The 22,032-nt window shown below is 46.7% G+C and carries 18 protein-coding genes; 13 read left to right on the top strand and 5 right to left on the bottom strand.

The genetic code is table 11. The features are described 5' to 3' along the window. Window positions 1-126: 126 nt before the first annotated feature. A complete protein-coding gene (gene hutI, locus LS482_RS18085; RefSeq protein WP_233028917.1) occupies window positions 127-1,362 on the bottom strand; it encodes an imidazolonepropionase in 1,236 nt (411 codons plus the stop codon). Window positions 1,363-1,486: 124 nt separating this feature from the next. Next, complete coding sequence (gene fumC / locus LS482_RS18090; RefSeq protein WP_233028918.1) at window positions 1,487-2,884, bottom strand: class II fumarate hydratase; 1,398 nt, start codon at window positions 2,882-2,884, stop codon at window positions 1,487-1,489. Between the two features lie 169 nt (window positions 2,885-3,053). Between fumC and LS482_RS18095 the strand changes: the two genes are divergently transcribed. Together LS482_RS18095 and LS482_RS18100 are read left to right on the top strand one after the other, a co-directional pair. Continuing rightward, a complete protein-coding gene (locus tag LS482_RS18095; RefSeq protein WP_233028919.1) occupies window positions 3,054-3,230 on the top strand; it encodes a hypothetical protein in 177 nt (58 codons plus the stop codon). Window positions 3,231-3,543: 313 nt separating this feature from the next. Next, window positions 3,544-4,092, top strand: a complete 549-nt coding sequence (locus tag LS482_RS18100) for a DUF4377 domain-containing protein (RefSeq protein ID WP_233028920.1) — start codon at window positions 3,544-3,546, stop codon at window positions 4,090-4,092. A 63-nt stretch (window positions 4,093-4,155) separates the two neighbouring features. Here LS482_RS18100 and LS482_RS18105 read toward each other — a convergent pair whose 3' ends face one another. Next, on the bottom strand, window positions 4,156-6,627 hold the full coding sequence (locus tag LS482_RS18105) for a M14 metallopeptidase family protein (RefSeq protein WP_233028921.1): 2,472 nt from the start codon (window positions 6,625-6,627) through the stop codon (window positions 4,156-4,158). Window positions 6,628-6,978: 351 nt separating this feature from the next. Between LS482_RS18105 and LS482_RS18110 the strand changes: the two genes are divergently transcribed. Beyond that, entirely contained in the window at window positions 6,979-8,199 is a 1,221-nt protein-coding gene (locus LS482_RS18110) for a multidrug effflux MFS transporter (protein WP_233028922.1), read from the top strand. Window positions 8,200-8,710: 511 nt separating this feature from the next. Here LS482_RS18110 and uvrA read toward each other — a convergent pair. Then, complete coding sequence (uvrA, locus tag LS482_RS18115; protein ID WP_233028923.1) at window positions 8,711-11,518, bottom strand: excinuclease ABC subunit UvrA; 2,808 nt, start codon at window positions 11,516-11,518, stop codon at window positions 8,711-8,713. A 313-nt stretch (window positions 11,519-11,831) separates the two neighbouring features. On the opposite strand from uvrA, the gene LS482_RS18120 reads away from it, so the two are divergent. Then, window positions 11,832-12,416 carry an RNA polymerase sigma factor gene (locus LS482_RS18120; RefSeq protein WP_233028924.1) on the top strand — a complete coding sequence of 195 codons (585 nt, stop codon included), beginning with the start codon at window positions 11,832-11,834 and terminating at the stop codon, window positions 12,414-12,416. A 57-nt stretch (window positions 12,417-12,473) separates the two neighbouring features. Beyond that, window positions 12,474-12,617, top strand: a complete 144-nt coding sequence (locus LS482_RS18125; protein ID WP_233028925.1) for a hypothetical protein — start codon at window positions 12,474-12,476, stop codon at window positions 12,615-12,617. 46 nt (window positions 12,618-12,663) lie between these two features. Here LS482_RS18125 and LS482_RS18130 read toward each other — a convergent pair whose 3' ends face one another. Beyond that, window positions 12,664-13,353, bottom strand: coding sequence for an endonuclease III domain-containing protein (locus LS482_RS18130; protein ID WP_233028926.1), 690 nt, complete (start codon window positions 13,351-13,353; stop codon window positions 12,664-12,666). Between the two features lie 267 nt (window positions 13,354-13,620). On the opposite strand from LS482_RS18130, the gene bcp reads away from it, so the two are divergent. The 8 genes from bcp (at window position 13,621) to LS482_RS18170 (ending at window position 22,005) form a co-directional block, all read left to right on the top strand. After that, window positions 13,621-14,079 (top strand): thioredoxin-dependent thiol peroxidase, encoded by a 459-nt coding sequence (gene bcp / locus LS482_RS18135; RefSeq protein ID WP_233028927.1) that lies wholly within the window; start codon window positions 13,621-13,623, stop codon window positions 14,077-14,079. 146 nt (window positions 14,080-14,225) lie between these two features. Then, window positions 14,226-14,867: a DUF1326 domain-containing protein gene (locus tag LS482_RS18140; protein WP_233028928.1), complete on the top strand. Its 642-nt coding sequence runs from the start codon at window positions 14,226-14,228 to the stop codon at window positions 14,865-14,867. A gap of 40 nt (window positions 14,868-14,907) precedes the next feature. Beyond that, the gene (locus tag LS482_RS18145; RefSeq protein ID WP_233028929.1) at window positions 14,908-15,675 is read left to right on the top strand and encodes a DUF2182 domain-containing protein; all 768 of its coding nucleotides are present in this window, start codon (window positions 14,908-14,910) and stop codon (window positions 15,673-15,675) included. A gap of 129 nt (window positions 15,676-15,804) precedes the next feature. Continuing rightward, window positions 15,805-17,673: an ABC-F family ATP-binding cassette domain-containing protein gene (locus tag LS482_RS18150; protein WP_233028930.1), complete on the top strand. Its 1,869-nt coding sequence runs from the start codon at window positions 15,805-15,807 to the stop codon at window positions 17,671-17,673. A 9-nt stretch (window positions 17,674-17,682) separates the two neighbouring features. Next, window positions 17,683-18,183: a hypothetical protein gene (locus LS482_RS18155; RefSeq protein ID WP_233028931.1), complete on the top strand. Its 501-nt coding sequence runs from the start codon at window positions 17,683-17,685 to the stop codon at window positions 18,181-18,183. Between the two features lie 30 nt (window positions 18,184-18,213). Beyond that, entirely contained in the window at window positions 18,214-18,399 is a 186-nt protein-coding gene (locus LS482_RS18160) for a hypothetical protein (protein WP_233028932.1), read from the top strand. Between the two features lie 41 nt (window positions 18,400-18,440). After that, window positions 18,441-18,905 (top strand): protease complex subunit PrcB family protein, encoded by a 465-nt coding sequence (locus LS482_RS18165; RefSeq protein WP_233028933.1) that lies wholly within the window; start codon window positions 18,441-18,443, stop codon window positions 18,903-18,905. Between the two features lie 235 nt (window positions 18,906-19,140). Then, entirely contained in the window at window positions 19,141-22,005 is a 2,865-nt protein-coding gene (locus LS482_RS18170) for a zinc-dependent metalloprotease (protein WP_233028934.1), read from the top strand. Window positions 22,006-22,032: the final 27 nt, after the last annotated feature.

Genomic DNA, 22,032 nt, shown 5'->3' on the forward strand with positions numbered 1-22,032 from the left:
AAACTTACTGAAATAACAAACCGCCTCCGGTCATATCCGGATGGCGGTTTTTTTATTGCGGGGCACCATGTATTTAAACTGAGGTTGAAAACTGTTTGTATACGGAAGAAAGGTATGAAGAACTTTTCAGATCAGTTTCCCGTTCAGGATAACCCGTTCTATATGATTGCTGCCGAAGGCATAGGGCAGGTAGGCATAGCCCGGTATTTCCCCGGTGATAATAAGATTTGCCTTTTTACCCCTGGAAATACTTCCACAGGTGTCTGACAGGCCCATGGCATAAGCCCCGTTGATGGTAGCTGCATTGATGGCTTCCTCGGGGGTCATCCTCATTTTTATACAGGCTGTGGCCACTACAAAGTTCATGTTTCCGCTGGGGGTCGATCCCGGGTTATAGTCGGTGGCGAGTGCCAGGGGCAGGCCGGCATCAATGATCTGCCGTGCGGGTGTGTAGGGGATACTCAGAAAGTAGGAGCAGGAGGGGAGTGCCACGGGCATCGTTTCTGTTCCCTTCAGCACCTTGATATCTTCTTCACGCATCACTTCAAGATGGTCTACGGAAAGGGCGTTGTGTTTTACACCTACCTGTACGCCTCCTATCGCATGGAACTGGTTGACATGTATTTTGGGGATGAGTCCGAAGGCTTTTCCGGCTTCCAGGACACGTTCGGTTTCTTCGGTGGTAAAATACCCTTTTTCACAAAATGCATCTACATATTCGGCCAGGCCTTCCCGGGCAACAGCAGGGATCATTTCGTTGATGATAAGGTCTATGTATCCTTTCCGGTCGTTCCTGTATGTTGCGGGAATGGCATGGGCTCCCAAAAAGGTAGCCTTTACGGGGATACCGTAGTTCGCCTTCAGCTTTTTTGCCACACGCAGCATTTTCAGTTCGGCGTCCGGGGTAAGCCCGTATCCGCTTTTTATTTCTATAGCCCCTGTGCCCAGGGTCATGACTTCTTCCAGGCGTTTTGCAGATTGTTTGTAGAGTTCTTCTTCCGGGGTGTCCTGCAGTTTTTTTGCCGAATTCAGGATACCGCCGCCGCGGTTGGCGATCTCTTCATAGGTGAGCCCGTTTATCCGGTCTACGAATTCCTGTTCCCGGTTTCCCGCATATACGATATGGGTATGGCTGTCACACCACGCCGGCATAACCACCCTGCCCGAAGCGTCTATAATTTCGTCCGATTCATGATTCGGAAGGTCTTCCATTTTTCCGTAATCCGCTATATGGTCGCCGTCAATAAAAAGAAAGGCGTTTTCCAGGACAGGCAGGGTTTTCATTTCCTTTCCCGATACTTTCCGAACAGGATTGTCCCTGACCTGCAGGAGTTGTTTGATATTCCTGATTAATACTTTCAAATGAACTGTTTTTTGTGAACGTAAAGATGCACGGCCTGCTTCCGGGGCCCGGGGAAATCTCGTTTAGGTATATGGTTTCCGGCCCGTTGAGGCGCACGGCCGTGCGCCTTTACTTGTATATCTTTTACTTTAATGAGCCTACCATGTCTTCCGGTTTTACCCATTCGTCGAACTCCTCGGCGGTAAGGTATCCGAGGTTGACCGCTTCTTCTTTGAGGGTCGTACCGTTTTTGTGTGCCGTATTGGCTATTTCGGCGGCTTTGTAATAACCTATTTTCGTATTGAGAGCGGTAACCAACATCAGGGAGTTGTTCAATAGTTCCTTTATCCTGGTGTGGTTGGGTTCAATACCGGCAGCGCAGTGTTCGTCGAAACTTACGCATGCATCCCCTATTAATTGGGCAGACTGCAACAGGTTGGCGGCCATAACGGGTTTGAATACGTTCAGTTCGTAATGTCCCTGTGTGCCCCCTACGGATACGGCTACGTCATTGCCTATAACCTGTGCGCATACCATGGTAAGGGCTTCGCACTGGGTCGGGTTAACCTTGCCGGGCATTATGGAACTTCCGGGCTCATTGGCCGGGATAAGGATTTCTCCGATACCGGAACGCGGACCGGAAGCCATAAGACGGATATCATTGGCTATTTTATTAAGGGAAACGGCAAGCTGTTTCAATGCGGCATGTGTTTCCACAAGGGCGTCGTGTGCGGCCAGGGCCTCGAACTTGTTTTCTGCGGTTCTGAAGGGGAGCTCGGTGAACTTTGCAATGTACTCCGCTACTTTTTGGGCATAGCCCTCCGGGGTATTGATCCCTGTTCCTACCGCAGTTCCTCCCAAAGCGAGTTCAGACAGGTGGTCCAGGCTGTTGTTCAGTGATTTAAGGCCGTGGTCCAGTTGAGAAACATAGCCCGAAAATTCCTGTCCGAGGGTAAGGGGGGTAGCATCCATAAGGTGGGTACGACCTATTTTTACCACATCTTTCAGGGCCTCCGATTTTTTCTTCAGGGTGTCGCGCAGTCGTGTGACCCCGGGAATGGTGACTTCCACGATCTTTTTGTAAATGGCAATGTGCATCCCGGTAGGGAAAGTATCATTGGACGACTGCGATTTATTGACATCGTCGTTGGGTTGCAGGGTTTTTTCGCCTTCGCCAATTGTTTTTCCCGCCAGCTGGTGTGCCCGGTTCGCTATAACCTCGTTTGTGTTCATGTTGCTCTGTGTTCCGGAGCCCGTTTGCCATATCACTAGGGGAAACTGTTCATCGTGTTTTCCCTCCAGTATTTCATCACAGGCCCTGGCAATAAGGTCTCTTTTTTCTTCGGGCAGTACGCCCAGTTCACAGTTGGTATATGCCGCGGCCTTTTTGAGATAGGCAAACCCGTATATGATCTCCAGCGGCATGGAGGCAGAAGGCCCTATTTTAAAATTATTCCTCGAGCGTTCGGTCTGGGCTCCCCAAAGCTTGTCGGCAGGGACCCTTACCTCTCCCATAGTATCTTTTTCTATTCTGTATTCCATGATGTTTATTAAGATTTTAACACTGCTTACAAAATTACTATTTTGCCGTGTAATAGCCGGGGATTTTCAGGTTTTTATAGGGGGTGTTTTTACATTTAATTTGAAAAAGTCTTCGGAATTTCAATGAAAAGCGATACTTTTGTTGGGAATTCGAAAATTTCCGGAAATTATGTTTGAATTTGATCAGTATTTAGGCTTTTTGGCATTCGCCGGCATTGCCCTTATGGGGTTCTGGCTGATGCTGTTCCTGACGGCCTTTGCTATCCCTTACTGGATAAGCGGCGCTATCATGGAAATGCTCAAGGAAAAGCGCGAGGCTAAAAAGGCTAAGAAAATGCAAGCGTAAGAACGCATGAAAAAAGGCTCCGGGAACGGGGCCTTTTTTATTGATATCAAGGAAATGTCGGATCGGGATCATAAGGTTGTGGAGTAAAATTGGGTTTTAGATATGAAATGTAAGACCTATGACTACAAGACATTATAGAGACAGTGAAAGTAACCTGCAACCTGCAATACCTTTTCATTTCCGCATTAACATGTTACAATAATTTTTACATGGCCCACAACCTTATGGGCATGATCAGGAATGTTCCTTGTTTAATAAGTTTTTGACGTAACCCAACAAAAAAAGCGCATCATTAATAATAAATACGGATATCATGAAAAATTTTTTACTCCTGTCGATGGTGGCTTTGATATTTTTATCGGGTTGTTCTAATGATGACGGTCAACCCCGGACCACAGATATGCGAATAAATCATTATCGGGGTACAGGTACGGGTGAAGGCCTTTTTCTGACCTATCTGGTACAGGAGGGCGAAGATATAGGAACAGATAACTGGAGCAATTTTTATTCGTCTATTGAAGGTTTTAGTTATGAACCGGGATATATTTACGATCTTTCTGTAACAGTGGAACGTATTGATAATCCTCCTGCTGATGGCAGTTCGTATGATTATATGTTAAAGGAAATCATTTCAAAGGAAAAGGTTGACGATGAAACTGTGTTCAATGTTTATTTAAAGTCGGGTCAACAAAGTTTTATTACCGGAAATTCGGATTCGGACTATAAAATTTTAAATCAGATAGAGATTGATTGTGCGGAGTTATGTGAAGAATTGGATGAAAACATTCAGAACCGGGATAAAGTTGTAGGAGTGTTCAGGCATCTTCAAAATAACAGGATACAATTAGTCGGATTTGAGTAAATTGCCTGCAATGTCAGCACTCTCCGCTTGAATTTATTTGTCTGCCGGCCAGAGAATAGTCTTTTAATGTACCATAAAAAGGGCATTGACAAAAAACAGTTTCCCGTTTTCCCAGAACCCACGAAACAGAGGATTATCTACCATATAGATTACATTTCCCTTACCGTGTCTATGTACGCCGTAGACCAGGGTGTTGGCTATTTTTTTCCGGGCCTCGCTGCCTGCAAAGCCTGAAATGGGGTCGCCGCGGTCGCCCAGGTAAGCTACATTTCCTTCATCGAGTAGCTGAAATGCATTGTTGCCGCGCTTCAGGGAAAAATACGTGTCAGGATAGCCGAAAGCCAGGGGATGGGTACGGTCTACGTTCACCTTGTATATGGCGCCCGTAATATTATCTTTGAGTTTTTCCCTTTCCCAGGTAGTGTAGGGTGTGGTGTTTTTTTTCAGGCTCGTTGTATCCTGTTGTTTCTCTTTAAGGCCAAAATCCTTGTCGTCTTTAAGAGCGTGGAGTGCATTGCCGATGACGATCAGTTTTCCGCCGTTTTTTACCCAGTTTTTCAACCGGTCCTTCTTTTCTTCGTCTAAAAATTCCCCGTAACTGCCCTCGGGAAGTATCAGGACATCATATCCGGACAGACGACTGAAATTGAAGTAATCGGTATCAAGAAGGGTTATGGGATACTGAAGCTGCTGTTCAAAAAAGTGCCATATTTCACCTACATTCAGGGTGGAGGTAGGTTTACCGGATAAGAGCCCTGCTTTTACCTCCGGGATCATTTTTACGGAGGAGGAACCGAAGTCCCTGCCCTGGTCGACATATCCGGTAGGGGTTGCAATAATCTCCTTTTCGTATTGTTCTGTAATGTCCGAAAGCTGTTGTACAAATCCCTTGTGAGCGGAATTATCGCCGCGTGTGATAATAAGACTGCCCCGTTCAAATTCCTTTCCGGCAACGGAAAACGGCTTTTCACTGTAGCGTACCCGGATGCCTGCATTCATAAGTGCGGTGAGGAAACGGGCATCTTTCATGCTGTTCCAGTCGCTGATATAGGCATATGCTTCGGGATCGGGTGCAACGGAAAGCGTGTCTTTCGCCGGTTGTTCTTCATCAAGTAGCGGAATGGTTTCTGTTCGGGTAGCTACAGCTTGAAGTCCGTAGGCATAAGGGAGGGCCCATGCGGTAATATCATAGGTGAGAGAGTCGTTGAGCTGCGTAGTGGGTTCGAACAACACCTGCACCAAGGTACCCTTAACCTGGTTGGCGGGAATAACAAGATCGCCTTCGGAGGTTTTCAGACTGCCTTGTTCCCCAGTAGCGTAATGGTATCCTTTAACCGTTGCCTGTCGGGCAAAACGGTATGTTATCCGGTGTTTATCCAGCAACCGGGTGAGAGCTTTGGTGTGATCCGGGTTGCCGCTCATGACATAGTTTTTGTATTTAAAATCCTTTTTTGTGTAGAACTTCCTGAATTCCTCATTCAGCTTTTCGGCATTGCGCGATGCTATTTCCACGGTAGAGATCCCGGTGGTGTAGTGATGGTCCAGACGGTCTTTCAGGGTCAGGGTGTCTCTGGTAACGGTGAGTACCCCGAGACCGGCCCTGCCGCTTCCGCCCTGTTCATAGGTCATTCCTATACTGCCGTTATACATGGGATAGGTGTCGCCGTAACTGGGATAGAGCAGGTCAAAGACCTCCTTGGTAAAGTAAAACCATCCGTTGGCGTCAAAATACCGGGCGTGGTTCTTGCCTATGGTGGCCTGGAATTCCTTTTGCCAGTCGGTGATAACCTCGTGAAGGGGCTCGGCACCGGGGGCGAAGTAATAGGGGGCATTTATGCTTTGTTCGTGGAAGTCGACATGCACGTGGGGGAGCCATTGGTTAAACACCTTTACCCGCTGCCTGCTTTCCTTCTGGGTAAGCCAGGCCCAGTCGCGGTTGAGGTCAAACATATAGTGATTTGGACGGCCATTGAGCCAGGGCTCGTGGTGTTCCTTGCTGTCCGGGTCGATGTTATTGGGTGAATTGGCGAACTGGTTGTACCAGTTGACGTAGCGGTCACGCCCGTCGGGATTCACGCAGGGATCTATGATCACTATGGTGTTTTCAAGCCACTGTTGTTTTTCTGTAAGGAGGTCGTATGCGGTTTGCATGGAGGCTTCGGTACTCACACTTTCGTTACCGTGAACATTATAACTCATCCATACGATGGCTTTGTCGTTATTGTTGTTACCTCGAACAGATTCCAGATGGGCTTTCCTGATCGTTTCCAGACCGGAAATGTTTTCGGGAGCGGAAATGTAACACATTATAAGCTCCCTGTGTTCATGGGTCGCTCCGTAGGTTTGCAGTTTTACCCTGTCGGGAGCAGCTTCTGCCAGGTGCCTGTAATACGCTATTACACGGTGGTGCCTGGTGAAACGCGATCCCGGTGCATACCCCAGGAATTCCGAAGGAGATTTCAGTTCCTGGGCTGTTACGGAAGCGGTGAAAATGAAAAGACAACAAATAAGATAAAGCGCGTAACGGGTATTCATAACAGGTATGTATATGGCTTGGTTTACGTATTTTATCCCGTTCATCACGGGACATAAGACGAAAATAGCTTTTTTTCGGCAAAGCGGGGGATAGCGGGAACAAAAATCAATGTTCTTTGCGGATTAATTAAAAACGGGATGGAAAAACTGTTTTTCTGACCCGGAAACCGGCCCCGTTTTTATGCCTGTCTAAATGTCTGTTCCGGATTGTTCAGCATTTAAGCGTCTTTTTGTCATGAAATGCAAAGAAGATGTTAAAGATGGTCTTCTTTATCCTGCTCCGTTCTTATTATCTGTACTTTTGCACATTCCTTTTACGAATTCCACGATTCACATAGTTAAGATTTTGATATGACGAAGAAACAACAACAGGTTCTCATTGTTATATTGGGGTTTATTGCTGCCATAGGGCCCTTTTCGATTGATATGTACCTTCCGGGGTTTCCTGCCATTGCGAAAGACCTGGAGACGGATGATGCCCATGTATCGCTGACCCTTACCACCTATTTTATCGGTATATCCGTAGGACAACTTGCTTATGGTCCTTTGATGGACCGTTTCGGGAGGAAAAAACCATTGCTCATAGGACTGGTGATCTATGCCATAGCTGCAATAGGCTGTGCATTGTCTCCCGACGTATGGTGGCTGATAGGGATGCGGCTCGTGCTGGCCCTGGGGGGATGTGTGGGGATGGTAGCGTGCAGTGCCATTATCCGGGACCGTTTTTCGGCCAACGAAGTCGCCCGGGCCTTTTCTTCCATTTTACTGGTCATGGGGGTAGCGCCTGTGGTGGCGCCTACGCTGGGCGGAGTATTCACCGAGTATTTCGGCTGGCGTTCCATTTTTGTATTCCTCCTTGTCATCGCAGTATTGCTCATCGTGATTATATATTTCTTTCTCGAAGAAAGTAAAGGGGAAGACCATGAGGTGTCCCTGAAGGTCGGGAAAATTGCCCGGAATTATCTGGTTGTGCTCAGTAATACCGATTTTGTGGTATACGGACTGGCAGGCAGTATTGCCATGGCCATTATGTTCGCTTATATTTCCGGGATACCGTTTATTCTGATGAAGATATACGGGGTTTCGGAAACAACTTTCGGATGGATGTTCGGGCTCAATGCCTGCGGATTTATTGCGGGGAGCCAGCTCAACAGGTTTTTGTTAAAACGCCACAGCCTGATTGCGCTTACCCGGAAGACTTCATTCATCCAGTTGATCGTAACATCACTTTTGCTGGCCGGAGTATGGAATTTTGAGCTTCCGCTCCCGGTTTTTGCTACGCTTTTGTTTTTTATATTGTTTTTGCTGGGCTTTATAAACCCCAATGCCACGGCCCTTTCGCTGGAACCTTTCGTATCGGGTAATGTGGGGTCTGCTTCAGCCATGAACGGTAGTTTTAAAATGGGGGCAGGAGCGGCAATTTCGGCATTAATGGGGGTTTTTCACGATGGAACTGTATTCCCGATGGTGATGATGGCATTTGTCCTGGCACTGATCTCGTTTTTACTGCTGCTTTTGACCGGGAGAAAATCCCGCCGGGTAGAGGAAAGGGTATATGCAGATAAGGAATAATGCTTAATCCGGTTTAATGATGAAATCGATATAAACCTTTCCCCGGGTCAGGTTATCAGATGTAAGATTTAAGAGTGTAAGAGGTAGGACTTGGGATGGTTTATCTGCAATGAAATTAAAAAGAGCATACCTGTTTCTGCAAATGCTGTATTTTCGCAAGCCCGGCTATAATTCATAGGGGCATACGTCGTATATCCTGTAGTCCGTACATTTGCGCCTGATCCCGTTTCTTTTGAGAAACGGCCCGGAACTCCAAAATAAAACCCTGTACCGGGCAAAAAGCCGTTGGTACAGGGTTCTACAACTAACCAACCAAAATATGAAAAAAACTAACTAACCGTTTAAGGTGTTTTTAGTATAAGACAAAGAGTGTGCCAAATTGTATGAATAAAGATTCCCGGGTAGTTAAATTCCTGTTAATATGTTGTATGGATAGAGACGCACGGCCGTGCGTCTTTACAGGTTTTTTGCGGGAAACAGGGCTATGGCTATATGTATAGGTGTCTCTTTCCTAAGATAGTTGCTTATTAACCCCCTGGGGCAGTTTTTCCCTGAGGTAACGGGCGGTAAACGATTTTTCGCTTTTTGCAATTTCCTCGGGGGTGCCTTCGGCGATGACCGTACCGCCTTTTTCACCGCCTTCGGGGCCCAGGTCAATGATATGGTCTGCACATTTAACAAGTTCGAGATTGTGCTCTACGACTACTACGGAATGCCCCTTGGCAATAAGGGCATTGAAGGATTTGAGCAGTTTCTGTATATCGTGGAAGTGCAATCCTGTGGTAGGCTCGTCGAAAATGAACAGGGCTTTTTCGCCATTGCTCCCCTTGGAGAGAAAGGAAGCCAGTTTTATCCGTTGCGCCTCGCCTCCCGAAAGGGTGGAGGAAGACTGTCCCAGGGTTACATAGCCCAGGCCGACATCCTGTAACGGTTGTAACTTGTCGATGATCTTTTTCTGTTTGTGTTCACTAAAGAAAGTGATAGCGTCATCTATGGTGAGGTTCAGGACATCGTTGATGTTCTTGCCTTCGAAGGTCACTTCCAGTATTTCTTTTTTAAACCGTTTTCCTTTACAGGTTTCACAGGGCAGTACCACATCGGCCATAAACTGCATTTCTATGGTGACTTCACCTTCGCCTTTACAGGTTTCACAGCGTCCGCCGTCTACATTAAATGAAAAATGTTTGGGCTGGTATCCTCTTATTTTCGACAGTTTCCGGGAGGTGAACAATGCCCGTATATCGTCATAGGCCTTTATATAGGTAACGGGGTTTGATCTGGAAGACCGCCCTATGGGGTTCTGGTTTACGAATTCTACCGATTTCAGACTGCTGTATTTACCGGTGACTTCGGTATATTTTCCCGCTTTTTCGCCATATCCCCCGGTTGCTTTCAGGACCACGGGGTAGAGTATTTTCTTTACGAGTGAACTCTTTCCGCTTCCCGATACGCCGGTAACCACGGTAAGTACGTCCAGGGGAAAGGTGACATCAATATTTTTGAGGTTGTTTTCCCGTGCCCCCAGGATACGGATGTGATTTTTTGAGGTTCTCCGCTTTTTGGGGACCTCGATCTGTTTTCTTCCGCTGAGGTAATCCCCGGTAAGTGTGCGGGCCTTGAGGATATCTTCAAAATTTCCCGTAGCCACCACATGTCCTCCCTGTGTACCGGCTTCCGGGCCTATGTCGATAATGGCATCTGCTGCTTTCATGATATCTTCGTCATGTTCCACCACAATGACCGTATTTCCGAGATCGCGGAGTGACTTGAGTACGGAAATGAGTTTTTCCGTGTCCTTGGGATGCAGGCCAATACTGGGTTCGTCCAGAATATACATGGAGCCCACTAGGCTGCTCCCGAGGGAGGTAGCAAGATTGATACGCTGCGACTCTCCGCCGGAAAGGGAATTCGACTTCCGGTTGAGCGTCAGGTATTCCAGTCCTACATTGGAAAGGAACCCGAGGCGGTTGTTGACTTCCTTGAGCAGTCGTCCGGCCACTTTGTATTCGTATTCCGTAAGGTTAATGTTACGGAAGCACTCCGCAAGGCGGTGTAGCGGCATTTCTACCAGGTCCGATATGGTTTTTCCGTCTATTTTTACATAATCGGCCTCTTTGCGCAATCTCCTGCCTTTGCATTCCGTACACCTCGTTTTGCCCCGGTACCTGGAGAGCATGACCCGGTTTTGTATCTTATAGTTCTTTTCCTCCAGTTCGGCAAAAAAATCGTTCAGTCCTTTAAAATAGGAATTTCCGTCCCATACCAGCTGCTTTTGTGCGTCGGTGAGCTCAAACCAGGGCTTGTGGATGGGAAAGTCAAATTTATAGGCGTTGTTTACCAGTTGATCGCGATACCAGCCCATGCTTTCACCGCGCCACGGGAAAATGGCATTTTCGTACACTGACAGGCCTGAATTGGGGATCACCAGGTCTTCGTCTATACCTATAATGTCTCCGTATCCTTCGCATTTCGGACAGGCGCCGAAGGGATTGTTAAAACTGAACAGGTGTACATTGGGTTCGAGGAACTGTATGCCGTCCTTTTCAAACTTGTTGCTGAATGCGGTTTGTTTGCCCGATTGCATTTCTTCTACAATACATTCGCCTTTTCCTTCAAAGAAAGAGGTTTCCACGGCATCCGACAGGCGGTTTACAAAGTCTTCGTCTCCCGGTTTGGTAATGATACGGTCTACCACCAGGTGGAAATCGTGACCTATCTCGGTGTCTATTTCGTCTATACGGACAACTTCCCCCCTGTACTTTATACGGGCATATCCCTGCTGTGCAAGGATCTTGATACTTTCCAGCGCACTCCGATGGTCCGGAATGTGTACCGGGGCCATAAGCAATAATTTGGTTCGCGGCTCATAGCTGTTTACAAAGTCCACCACATCGGTCACGGTGTGTTTTTTCACCTCTTCGCCCGATACAGGAGAGAAAGTCCTGCCTATACGTGCGTACAGTAGTTTCAGGTAGTCATAAATTTCGGTAGTGGTGCCTACGGTAGATCGGGGATTGGTGGCGTTGACCTTCTGTTCAATGGCTATGGCAGGGGCGATCCCCCGGATATAATCAACCTTGGGCTTATCGAGCCTTCCCAGAAACTGGCGGGCATAGGAAGACAGGCTTTCCACATACCTGCGTTGCCCTTCGGCATAGAGGGTATCGAAAGCCAGGCTGGATTTCCCCGAGCCGGAAAGGCCGGTAATAACCACCATTTTATTCCTGGGGATGGCAACATTGATATTCTTCAGATTGTGGAGCCTGGCCCCTTTGATCAGAATGTTCTGTTTCGGGTTGAGTAGCGTTATATCCGTCATGATTAAAATAAGGAAAATACAAAGATAACGGATAATGGTGCAATTGAAAAAAACGTTTTACTTTTTGAAGTACAATTAGCCTGCAGATAGTTGTTTTCCGGCTTATTGTCTTCGGACAGGCATAGTCTGCATTTATAATTTTATAGAAAATACCATTTAATATTTGCATATATTTAAGTAATGTTGTTATATTTGGCCAGCAAAACGTTAAAAAAAGCAACGCTTATACCATAAAATTACTTTTTAAGTATTTAAAAATAACAAGGCATTTCCCCCGGGAAATGCGATCATCTCGATATTAAAAAGTGATATTATGGAGCGACTTCTTCAGGATTCTGCTTTAGTAGAAAAATATTTGTCCGGTGATGAAAATGCGTTAGAGCTGCTCATTAACCGTCATTCCCAGAGAGTTTACAGTTTTATATTTTCCAAGGTGTTCGACAAGGATATTGCGGAAGACATTTTTCAGGATACTTTTATAAAGGTTATCAAAACCCTCAAAAAAGGAGCCTATAATGAAGAAGGAAAATTTCTGCCATGGGTGATGCGTATAGCCCATAACCTTATTATCGACCATTTCAGGAAAAACACACGTATGCCCAAATTCGAAGGCAGTGATGATTTTAATATTTTTTCGGTGATCAGTGATAACAGCCCCAATGTCGAAAAGCAGATTATCAGGGATCAGGTGGAAAGCGATGTCCGGAAACTGATCAAGGAACTCCCGAAAGACCAGCAGGAAGTACTGATGATGCGCATGTACAAAGATATGAGCTTTAAGGAAATCTCCGAGATCACAGGGGTGAGTATCAACACAGCTTTGGGAAGAATGCGTTATGCCATTATCAACCTGCGGAAAATAGTGGAGAAAAATAACATAGTTTTAACAAATCAATAATGCAATATTAAAGGTTTTGTCGCGTTGTTAAGTAACAACCCTAAAATAAATTGAGGCATGGCAAACCTTTACACCAAGAAATCAGCAGAATTTAAAAAAATCGGACCGAAACAGGAAACAGTAAATTTCCTGCTCAACTACTCCAAGGCGCTTCGCGTAGTGGATTACAAGGAGTTGCAGTTCGAAACCCTGCTGAACTGAAAAAATCTTAAAAAAGAGAGGCCGTCTTTTGGAAAAATCATCCCGTTCAAACAGGATGGGGTCCTTTTCCGGAAGACGGTTTCTTTTTTGCCTTGTAATAGTCGTCAATAACCGTTTTTCTGCCTATCGTTTTGGTGATGATATCCTTCTCCAGGTCCCACCCCCGGGCCGGGGAATATTCCCTCCCGTACCAGATAATCTGCAGGTGAAGTTTATTCCACTTTTCTTCCGGAAACAGTCTTTTGGCATCTTTTTCGGTCTGGGTAACGTTTTTTCCGTTGCTCAGTCCCCAGCGATACATCAGCCTGTGAATATGAGTGTCTACCGGGAAGGCAGGAATGCCGAAAGCCTGTGACATGACCACACTTGCTGTTTTATGTCCCACGGCGGGCAGGGATTCTAGGGCCTTGATATCCGCAGGAACTTCTCCGTCATATTTGTCGATGAGGATATGGGACAGTTCGTAAATTCCCTTTGATTTCATGGGCGAAAGCCCTACGGGCCTTATGATCTCTTTTATTTCCTCCTGAGTAAGCTTTATCATGGCATAGGGGTTGTCGGCTTTTTCAAAGAGGACAGGAGTGATCTGGTTGACCCGAACATCCGTACTCTGTGCTGACAGGAGTACGGCGATGAGAAGCGTATAAGGGTCTTTATGGTCAAGAGGAATGGGGATTTCGGGATATATCTTTTCCAGCGTTTCCATTACGAACGCCACTTTTTGGCTTTTGGTCATTTTTGCATACTTTTGGCGGACTAAAATATGTAAAAAAGTCCGAACTTAGAAGCCTGATGCCCGAAGTTATACGGACAGGCGGCTCACGGCCAATGAAAAATGTGGTGAAAATGTAAGGTGAGGTGTTCCCGGGAAGTCGGAAGATATGATCATTCGGTAATTGATCCGGGCCGTTACCTGCATGCAGTTTAATAAAGATCAGCCACAAAATCATAATCCGCATCTCAAATCTGAAATCTAACGTACAACATCTAAAACCTATCAATCATGAATACATTGCAAGCAGGAGATAAAGTACCGGAATTTACAGCGAAGGATCAGGACGGGAATACCGTTTCCTCATCAGATTATCACGGAAAAAAATGGATCGTGTTCTTTTATCCGAAAGCAAGTACACCGGGGTGTACGGCCGAAGCCTGTAACCTGAGAGACAATTTTAAAGAATTGAAAGATAAGGGGTATGAACTCCTGGGTATCAGCGCAGATTCTGAAAAAAGGCAATCCAATTTCAAAAAGAAATACGACTTTCCTTTTCCGTTACTGGCCGACGAGGATAAAAAGGTGATCGAAGCCTTCGGCGTATGGGGACCAAAAAAATTCATGGGCCGGACTTTTGACGGTATTCACCGGAAAACCTTTATCATTGATGAGGAAGGAAAAGTGGAACGTGTTATTGACAAGGTGAAAACCAAAGACCATGCTGCGCAGATATTGAACGAGTCATAAGTTGTGAAACCGGAAACTACCCTGAAATCGCTATGATTCCGGGGCATTTCTGTTTTGTAATGCATTAATTGACTGGGCCTTAATTGTATATCTCTTTTAGAAGTCGTATCTTTAGTCGAGACCATTACTAACCAAAAACATTAAAAATGGAAACGACAGAATTTGAGATCAGGGGTCCTGCCTTTGCTACCTGCAATTGCGACTGGGGTTGCCCCTGTCAGTTTAATGCCCTCCCTACCAGTGGTCAGTGCGAAGCTTTATGGGCCATGCGTATTGAACAGGGCAATCTTGATGGTATACGATTGGACGGGCTTGTATGGGGTACGCTTTTTTGGTGGCCTGGTGCCGTGCATGAAGGAGACGGTAAAGTACAGCTTTTCATAGAAGAACGGGCTTCGGCCGATCAGCGTCAGGCTCTGGAAACCATCGGGAGAGGACAGGTTTCTGCCGAAGGAACATTCTTCCAGATATTTGCTGCGATGGCTCCGCACCTCCAACCATCTGTAGCTGCTGCTATTGATTTTGATTGTGATATCGAGGCGGGAAAAGCGCATCTGAACGTTAAGGAGCTGGTAAAAGCCGAAGGAACTCCCATTCGCAATAAGGTTACAGGTGCAGAATCCCGTTCACGAGTGACATTCCCCCAGGGTTTTGAATACAACGAAGCCGAATTTATCAGCGGTAAAACCCACACCCTGGACAAGGCGGCTATAAAGCTCGACCTGGAAGAGTCGCATGCCCATGTATATTATGCAGCATGGAACAACGACGGTATAGTTGCGGTATAAGTCCCGATAGCCGGATACAGATGAAAGTTGTTCCGATCCGATGACCAGATTCAGTGAATTTCTGCGTAGACCGAGACTCATCATTCTCGGCGGGATAATAGGCATCGTGCTACTGTGTTGGGCCTGGCTGGCACCGGCGGCAGTAGATATGTATGGTCGTATGGATGGCCTTTCGGCCTGGATGATGCAGAACAGCTGGGATGCCCGTTATATCATATTCATATTCCTGATGTGGGTGGTCATGATGGCCGGTATGATGTTGCCCAGCGCAGCTCCTGCCATCCTGATGTTTGAAAAGATAGTACGACACAGTCCCGACCCGTACAGACCCGTGTCGCGCAGCTATGCTTTTGCTGCAGGTTATTTGCTGGCATGGACAGGCTTCAGTGCGGTAGCTACATTACTGCAATGGGTGCTGGCTGAAGCGGCCCTTCTCGATATGATGATGGAACCTGCCGACAAGCTTTTTGCCTCCGTTATACTTCTTCTGGCCGGCTTGTGGCAGTTTACTCCTTTCAAGCATACCTGCTTGGGCAAGTGCCGCTCTCCGATCAGTTTTCTGACACAACACTGGCAACCCGGGATATGGGGAGCATTGCGATTGGGAGTAAAGCACGGCCTGTATTGCTTGGGGTGCTGCTGGGCGTTGATGCTGTTATTGTTTTTCGGCGGTGTCATGAACCTGTTATGGATTGCCGGGATTACCTTGTTTGTACTTGTTGAGAAACTTGCTCCTTTTGGCCGGTGGACCTGCCGTATCTGCGGAATGGTACTGATATTTACAGGGATTTTATTATTGCTGAAATAGAAAACCCGCCGTGAGAATTCGTAACAGGTGGCCTGAACTGCAAAAATGTAAAATATTTGTAGTCCTGATGTTTTGGGGATGGCTTCTCTTTTGTAGTTTTACCTCCTTAGAAAAAGTGGAGACAGGCCAATGAATTATCTATCTGTAGAAAATATATCCAAATCCTTTGGAGAACGGGTATTATTTACCGACATTTCTTTCGGGATCAATAAGGACCAGAAGGTGGCCTTTATTGCCAAGAACGGAACCGGTAAGACTTCCCTGCTCAATATCATAACCGGAAAGGACGTTCCCGATACGGGGCGGGTCATTTCCCGGAACGGGATATATATCGGGTTTTTACCGCAGGAACCCGACCTGCAGCACGAACTTACCGTGGAAGAGACCATTTTTGCCTCAGACAACAAGATACTGAAAATTATCCGGGAGTATGAAAAGGCATTGCGTAACCCGGAGGAAGAAAAGGCCTATCAAAAGGCATTTGAAAAAATGGAACTCCATAACGCCTGGGACTTTGAAACGCAATACAAGCAAATCCTTTCCAAGCTAAAACTGGACGACCTTTCACAGAAAGTCGCTTCCCTGTCCGGCGGACAGAAAAAACGTCTGGCCCTTGCTACCGTTTTGCTCAATAAACCCGACCTGCTCATCCTCGACGAACCAACCAACCATCTTGACCTGGAAATGATAGAGTGGCTGGAGTCCTATTTTTCCAGGGAAAGTATCACGCTTTTTATGGTGACTCACGACCGGTATTTCCTGGAACGGGTGTGCAATGAGATCGTAGAACTGGAAGACGGAAAACTGTACACCTACAAAGGGAATTATTCGTATTACCTGGAAAAAAAAGAAGCCCGGGTAGAAGCAGAAAAAGCATCGACAGAAAAGGCTAGGAATCTATATGTGAAGGAACTGGACTGGATGCGCCGCCAACCGAAAGCACGAACGTCCAAGTCCAAATCACGCATAGATGATTTTCACACCATTAAAGAAAAGGCCCATCAGCGGAGAAAAGAACACCGGGTACAGCTGGAGATCAATATGGAAAGGCTGGGGAGCAAGATCGTAGAACTCCACAATGTTTCCAAAACCTACGGAGATAAAAGTATATTACAGAAATTCGATTACGTGTTCAAAAAAGGGGAACGCATAGGCATCATAGGGAAGAACGGTACCGGAAAATCCACCTTCCTGAACCTGCTTACCGGTGCAGTTCTGCCCGATACCGGGAAGATCGTGATCGGGGAGACGGTAAAGTTCGGTTACTATACCCAGGAAGGGATTGAGGTAAAACCGGAACAAAAGGTCATTGACGTTATCCGGGCCTATGGCGATTACATTCCCCTGGCCAAGGGACGGCAGATATCTGCGGCCCAATTATTGGAACGCTTCCTGTTCGACAGGAAAAAACAGTACGACTTCGTAGAGAAACTCAGTGGGGGGGAATTAAAAAGACTGTACCTCTGTACCGTGCTTATCCAGAACCCGAATTTCCTTATTCTCGATGAACCTACCAACGACCTGGATATTGTAACGCTCAATGTCCTGGAAGAATTTTTACTCGACTTCCCAGGATGCCTTGTGGTAGTATCGCACGACAGGTATTTTATGGACAAGATCGTGGATCACCTTTTTGTTTTTAAAGGAAAAGCCAAAATAGAGGATTTCCCCGGAAATTATTCTGATTACAGGGCCTATGAAGAAAGTGTCCCTCCCGAGGAAAACAGAACGAAAACAGCAGAGTACGGTACTAAAAAGGAAAATACCTGGAGGAAAGATGCCAATAAGGGATTGTCCTATAACGAACAGAAGGAATACAGCAGGCTGGAGAAGGAAATCCGGAAACTGGAAGAAGAAAAAGCGGAGATTGAAACGAAATTTTCAGACAGTGAACTCGAAGGCGATCGTATTGATGAACTGTCCGTAAGACTCCGGGAAGTCCTGGAAGAGATCGAAACAAAGACCGATCGCTGGCTGGAACTCTCCTACAAAGAATAGGATGAACACATGCTGAAGTACCTGAAATTTCTGTTGAAATCTACGAATCAGCACGGCGTGCACTCCCCTTTTGTATACGCTTATGTGACCAGGGGGCTGTATCGCGGCAAAAAATACAGGGGCCCGGTGCACCGGCGAATACTATTCCGTACGATTGCTTATTTCGGGATCGGGAGCATTCACATTGCAGAGGCTTCAGATGAAAGGCTCTCCGCTTCCCTGAAGACCTGTTTTCCGGGAATAGCGATCAACCCCGCAGAGCGGCCTCGTATCACCTGTTATAACAAACCCCTTATTCCGGGCGAAGTGTCCCGTTTCCTCAGTGAAACCGATTTTAAGGGTGATCACATATTGGTACTTGAAAAAATACACCGTAACAAAACGGCTGAAAAAACCTGGGAAATGGTGAAAAAAAATGGAAAAGTGGTGGTGACCATCGACCTGTTTTATGCCGGGATCGTATTTTTCAGGGAAGGCCAGGCCAGGGAAGATTTTATAATTCGCCCGTAAAGATGTAATTTTATAAGAAATTAAAGTAAGATGAACAATATTGGCTGGATAGTCATTATAGCGGTTTTGTTCCTCCTCGTATTGTGGAACAGCCGGAGGAATGTGCGTCGGTGGAGGAAACGCAAAGGAAAATCTTTCCGGGATAATTATTACGAAAGAAAAAAGGAACAGGGAACGGATGACGAAAAAAACCGGAAAGAAGAACAGAACAGTTAACACCGGATTCGCACCCCATACCGGAAAATAATATAGAAAACGTGAAGAAAGCATTAGTATTTGTCGGACTTGTTTTGGTTGCATTGGCCTGTGGAAGTACCAAACAGGAGATCACAACACAAAACCGGGCTCCGGGACAGCCCGTCGATTATAAGATCCTGCTTAAAGACAACTACGGAGGAACGGATGCCCCGGAAAACAGGATAATAACCACGCAAAAAGAACTGGAAAACGCATATGCCGTTATTAACCGGATGCGGAGGCCCGGAATTTCCGTTCCCGAGGTAGACTTTACAAAAAAAGCGGTCGTGGCCGTTTTTATGGGGCAACAGTCGTCGGGAGGGAACAGCGTGGAGATCGAAAAAGTTGAAGAGACTGATAAGAACATTACCGTTCATATCAAAAAATCACATCCCGGAAAAGACGATATGACAACAATGGCCATCACCCAGCCTTTTGTTTTTGTTGAACTTCCCGCCACCGATAAAGAAGTCATTTTTAAATAATCCTGTGATCCGGTTTTGGTCTTCCCTCGAATAACTCCCCCGATGTTTAAAGCCGGATTTTTCACTTTTTTAAAATATATTGTTTGAGTTAAAAAAAGCCCCGTAAGTACGGGTTTTTTTATGCGCTTTATAAAAATAAGGTGAGGTTTTGGAAAAATTAAGTTATAATTGGAGTTGTTTTAATGCATTTTTGTTAATTTTAACTTTTTAAAAACAATCTAAAACTTAACCTATTATGAGAAAAAGACTACTTATTCTGATTTTTTTATTTAGCCTCTGGTATGGCTACGGACAAGATGCTTTCTGGTCTGCTGCCCAACGGCCCGGAAAGTCGAAAGTGCTGGCAGCAAAACAGGCCCTCTCTTACGGAAAGATTTACAAACTGAATGTTAAGGGGATGAAACAGGCCCTGCAAAAAGTCCCGCAAAGAAACCGGACCGGGACGCGTACAGGTGTTGTGATACGGTTTCCCAATGCGGAAGGGGAAATGGAACGTTTCCGCGTGGTGGAAGCTTCCGTAATGCATCCCGAACTGGCGGCGAAGTACCCGGGTATCCGCTCCTATGCAGGGCAGGGTGTGGACGATCCTTCGATGGTGATCCGTTTCAGTATATCCCATTTGGGCTTGCAGAGCATGCGGCTTTCTTCCGGGAAAGGGACGGTTTTTATCGAACCCTATACTTCAGACCGCACCCATTACACGGTATATGACAGGAAAGACCGCGAAGCCCCGCTCGAACCTTTTGAATGTACCGTAAAAGACGAAATGACTAAAGGTGTTGCAGATATACAGGCCAGGCCCAATGCCGATGACGGGGTATTGCGGACGTTCCGGCTTGCCGTATCCGCTCCCGGTGAATACACACAATATTTCGGAGGCACCAAAGCCGATGCCCTTGCCGCTATAAATGCCACCATAACACGGGTAAACGGTATTTATGAAGTGGACTTCGGTGTCACCATGCAACTCATTGCCAATACGGATGATGTAATTTATACCAATGCTTCTACCGACCCTTATACAGGAAGTTACAACAGCCAGTTGCAATCCACGTTGAGCAGTACCATAGGGGAAGCCAATTACGATATCGGTCACCTGTTGCAACGGGGCAGCAATAACGGTAATGCCGGGTGCATTGGCTGTGTTTGTGTGGATAATCAGAAGGGGAGCGGCTTCAGTTCGCATTCTACTCCCGAAGGCGATAATTTTGATGTGGACTATGTGGCCCATGAGATAGGCCACCAGTTCGGGGGTAATCATACGTTTACCATCCGTAACGAAGGCACGGATGCCCATTTTGAACCCGGAAGCGGGTCAACGATCATGGGATATGCCGGGATTACCGGGGGGACTGACGTACAGTCGCACAGTGATCCCTATTTTCATGCGTTTACCGTAGAACAGATAACCAATTACGTAAAATCCACCAGTTGCCAGACCGAAACGGCAACAGGCAATAATGTGCCCACTGCGGATGCAGGGTCGGACATTACCATTCCCAAAGGGACCCCTTTTATACTGACCGGTGCCGGAACGGATGCCGATGCCGGAGACGAACTCACATACTGCTGGGAGCAAATGGATGAGAACAATGCGGCACACACCTATCCGAGTGCTACCGCAACTTCCGGTGTGGCGTTCCGCTCAATGCTTCCGTCCACTTCCGAAGAAAGGTATTTTCCGGCACTGAGTACGGTGTTGTCCGGTAGTACATCCTCCCAGTGGGAAGTGGTTCCCGATGTGGGGAGAATATTGAACTTCCGGCTTACCGTAAGGGATAACAGGGCCGGCGGGGGCGCTAATAACAGTGACGATATGGTAGTGACAGTGGACGGAAACTCCGGTCCCTTTGTCGTTACTTCTCCGAACAGTAATATCAACTGGCAGATCGGGACCACCGAAACGGTAACCTGGAATGTTGCCGGAACCACCGGAGCCCCGGTAAATTGTCAGAATGTCAATATATTGTTATCTACGGACGGGGGGAATACCTTTCCCGTGACCCTGGCCTCCGGGGTGGCCAATACCGGGTCGGCCGATATAACCGTTCCGGACAATGCTGGAAATCAGAACAGGATAAGAATAGAGGCTTCAAACAATATTTTCTACGATATCTCCAATACCAATTTTACGATTTCCGACGAACCCGGCGGAGGAGATGACAACAATGTCCGGCTGACCCTTACTTTTGATAACTATCCCGAAGAAACAAGCTGGGAAGTACTGGACGAAGGGGGGCAAATTGTACTTTCCGGGGGCACCTATGGCAGCGAGCCCGATGGCTCCACCCTGGTTACAGAAGAATTTTTGGCCGACGGGTGTTATTCCTTTGTTATTAAGGACGTTTATGGTGACGGAATGTGCTGTTCCTATGGCAATGGTTCCTATACACTGACTGACATCGAAACCGGAGATACTCTCGCTTCAGGAGGTTCTTTTACTGAAGAGGAGGCTACGGACTTTTGTATCGGCACTACCACACCGCCTCCGGGGGCTTCGGATGTGGAATTATCGCTTACTTTTGATAACTACCCCGAAGAAACCAGTTGGGAAATACTGGATGAGAGCAGCAGTGTGGTAGCACAGGGAGGTACTTATGACGACGAACCTGACGGTTCCACCCTGGCTGTTAGCCAGTCGCTGGCCGACGGGTGTTACACTTTTGTCATCCGGGATAGCTATGGTGACGGCATATGTTGTTCCTACGGTAACGGGTCCTATAGCCTGACCAATACGGAAACCGGTGAAGTACTGGCTTCCGGGAGCAGTTTCAACGCATCGGAATCCACGGATTTCTGTGTGGGAGGCAGTTCGACGGCAAAAGACTCCCGGATCACTGTAGCTGCCGAAGGCCGGGGAGAAGCCTCCCCGGAAATCGGAGTGACCCTGTATCCCAATCCCGCACGGGGAAGCCTGTTGCATATAGAGCGTCCCGGGAAAAAAATAAAGTACAGCATTATAGACCTGTCCGGCAGAATGGTAGATAAAGGTGTGCTGCAAAACAATGCGGTACGCATCGATAAACTACTGCCCGGAGTATATTTTATCCAGCTGTATTCTGACACAGAAAAGATGACCAAACGGTTTATCAGGAAATAGTTTTTATATTCGGAGTTATTTAAAAAA

Origin of the sequence: Sinomicrobium kalidii (assembly GCF_021183825.1) — a bacterium.
GTDB lineage: Bacteria > Bacteroidota > Bacteroidia > Flavobacteriales > Flavobacteriaceae > Sinomicrobium > Sinomicrobium kalidii.

Excerpts from the sequence above, each read along its gene's own strand:
- fumC (WP_233028918.1), bottom strand. The coding sequence starts at position 2,884 with ATGGAATACAGAATAGAAAAAGATACTATGGGAGAGGTAAGGGTCCCT.
- LS482_RS18100 (WP_233028920.1), top strand. The coding sequence starts at position 3,544 with ATGAAAAATTTTTTACTCCTGTCGATGGTGGCTTTGATATTTTTATCG.
- uvrA (WP_233028923.1), bottom strand. The coding sequence starts at position 11,518 with ATGACGGATATAACGCTACTCAACCCGAAACAGAACATTCTGATCAAA.
- LS482_RS18105 (WP_233028921.1), bottom strand. The coding sequence starts at position 6,627 with ATGAATACCCGTTACGCGCTTTATCTTATTTGTTGTCTTTTCATTTTC.
- LS482_RS18120 (WP_233028924.1), top strand. The coding sequence starts at position 11,832 with ATGGAGCGACTTCTTCAGGATTCTGCTTTAGTAGAAAAATATTTGTCC.
- LS482_RS18150 (WP_233028930.1), top strand. The coding sequence starts at position 15,805 with ATGAATTATCTATCTGTAGAAAATATATCCAAATCCTTTGGAGAACGG.
- LS482_RS18145 (WP_233028929.1), top strand. The coding sequence starts at position 14,908 with ATGACCAGATTCAGTGAATTTCTGCGTAGACCGAGACTCATCATTCTC.
- LS482_RS18095 (WP_233028919.1), top strand. The coding sequence starts at position 3,054 with ATGTTTGAATTTGATCAGTATTTAGGCTTTTTGGCATTCGCCGGCATT.
- LS482_RS18130 (WP_233028926.1), bottom strand. The coding sequence starts at position 13,353 with ATGACCAAAAGCCAAAAAGTGGCGTTCGTAATGGAAACGCTGGAAAAG.
- LS482_RS18125 (WP_233028925.1), top strand. The coding sequence starts at position 12,474 with ATGGCAAACCTTTACACCAAGAAATCAGCAGAATTTAAAAAAATCGGA.
- LS482_RS18140 (WP_233028928.1), top strand. The coding sequence starts at position 14,226 with ATGGAAACGACAGAATTTGAGATCAGGGGTCCTGCCTTTGCTACCTGC.
- LS482_RS18155 (WP_233028931.1), top strand. The coding sequence starts at position 17,683 with ATGCTGAAGTACCTGAAATTTCTGTTGAAATCTACGAATCAGCACGGC.
- LS482_RS18110 (WP_233028922.1), top strand. The coding sequence starts at position 6,979 with ATGACGAAGAAACAACAACAGGTTCTCATTGTTATATTGGGGTTTATT.
- LS482_RS18170 (WP_233028934.1), top strand. The coding sequence starts at position 19,141 with ATGAGAAAAAGACTACTTATTCTGATTTTTTTATTTAGCCTCTGGTAT.
- LS482_RS18160 (WP_233028932.1), top strand. The coding sequence starts at position 18,214 with ATGAACAATATTGGCTGGATAGTCATTATAGCGGTTTTGTTCCTCCTC.
- bcp (WP_233028927.1), top strand. The coding sequence starts at position 13,621 with ATGAATACATTGCAAGCAGGAGATAAAGTACCGGAATTTACAGCGAAG.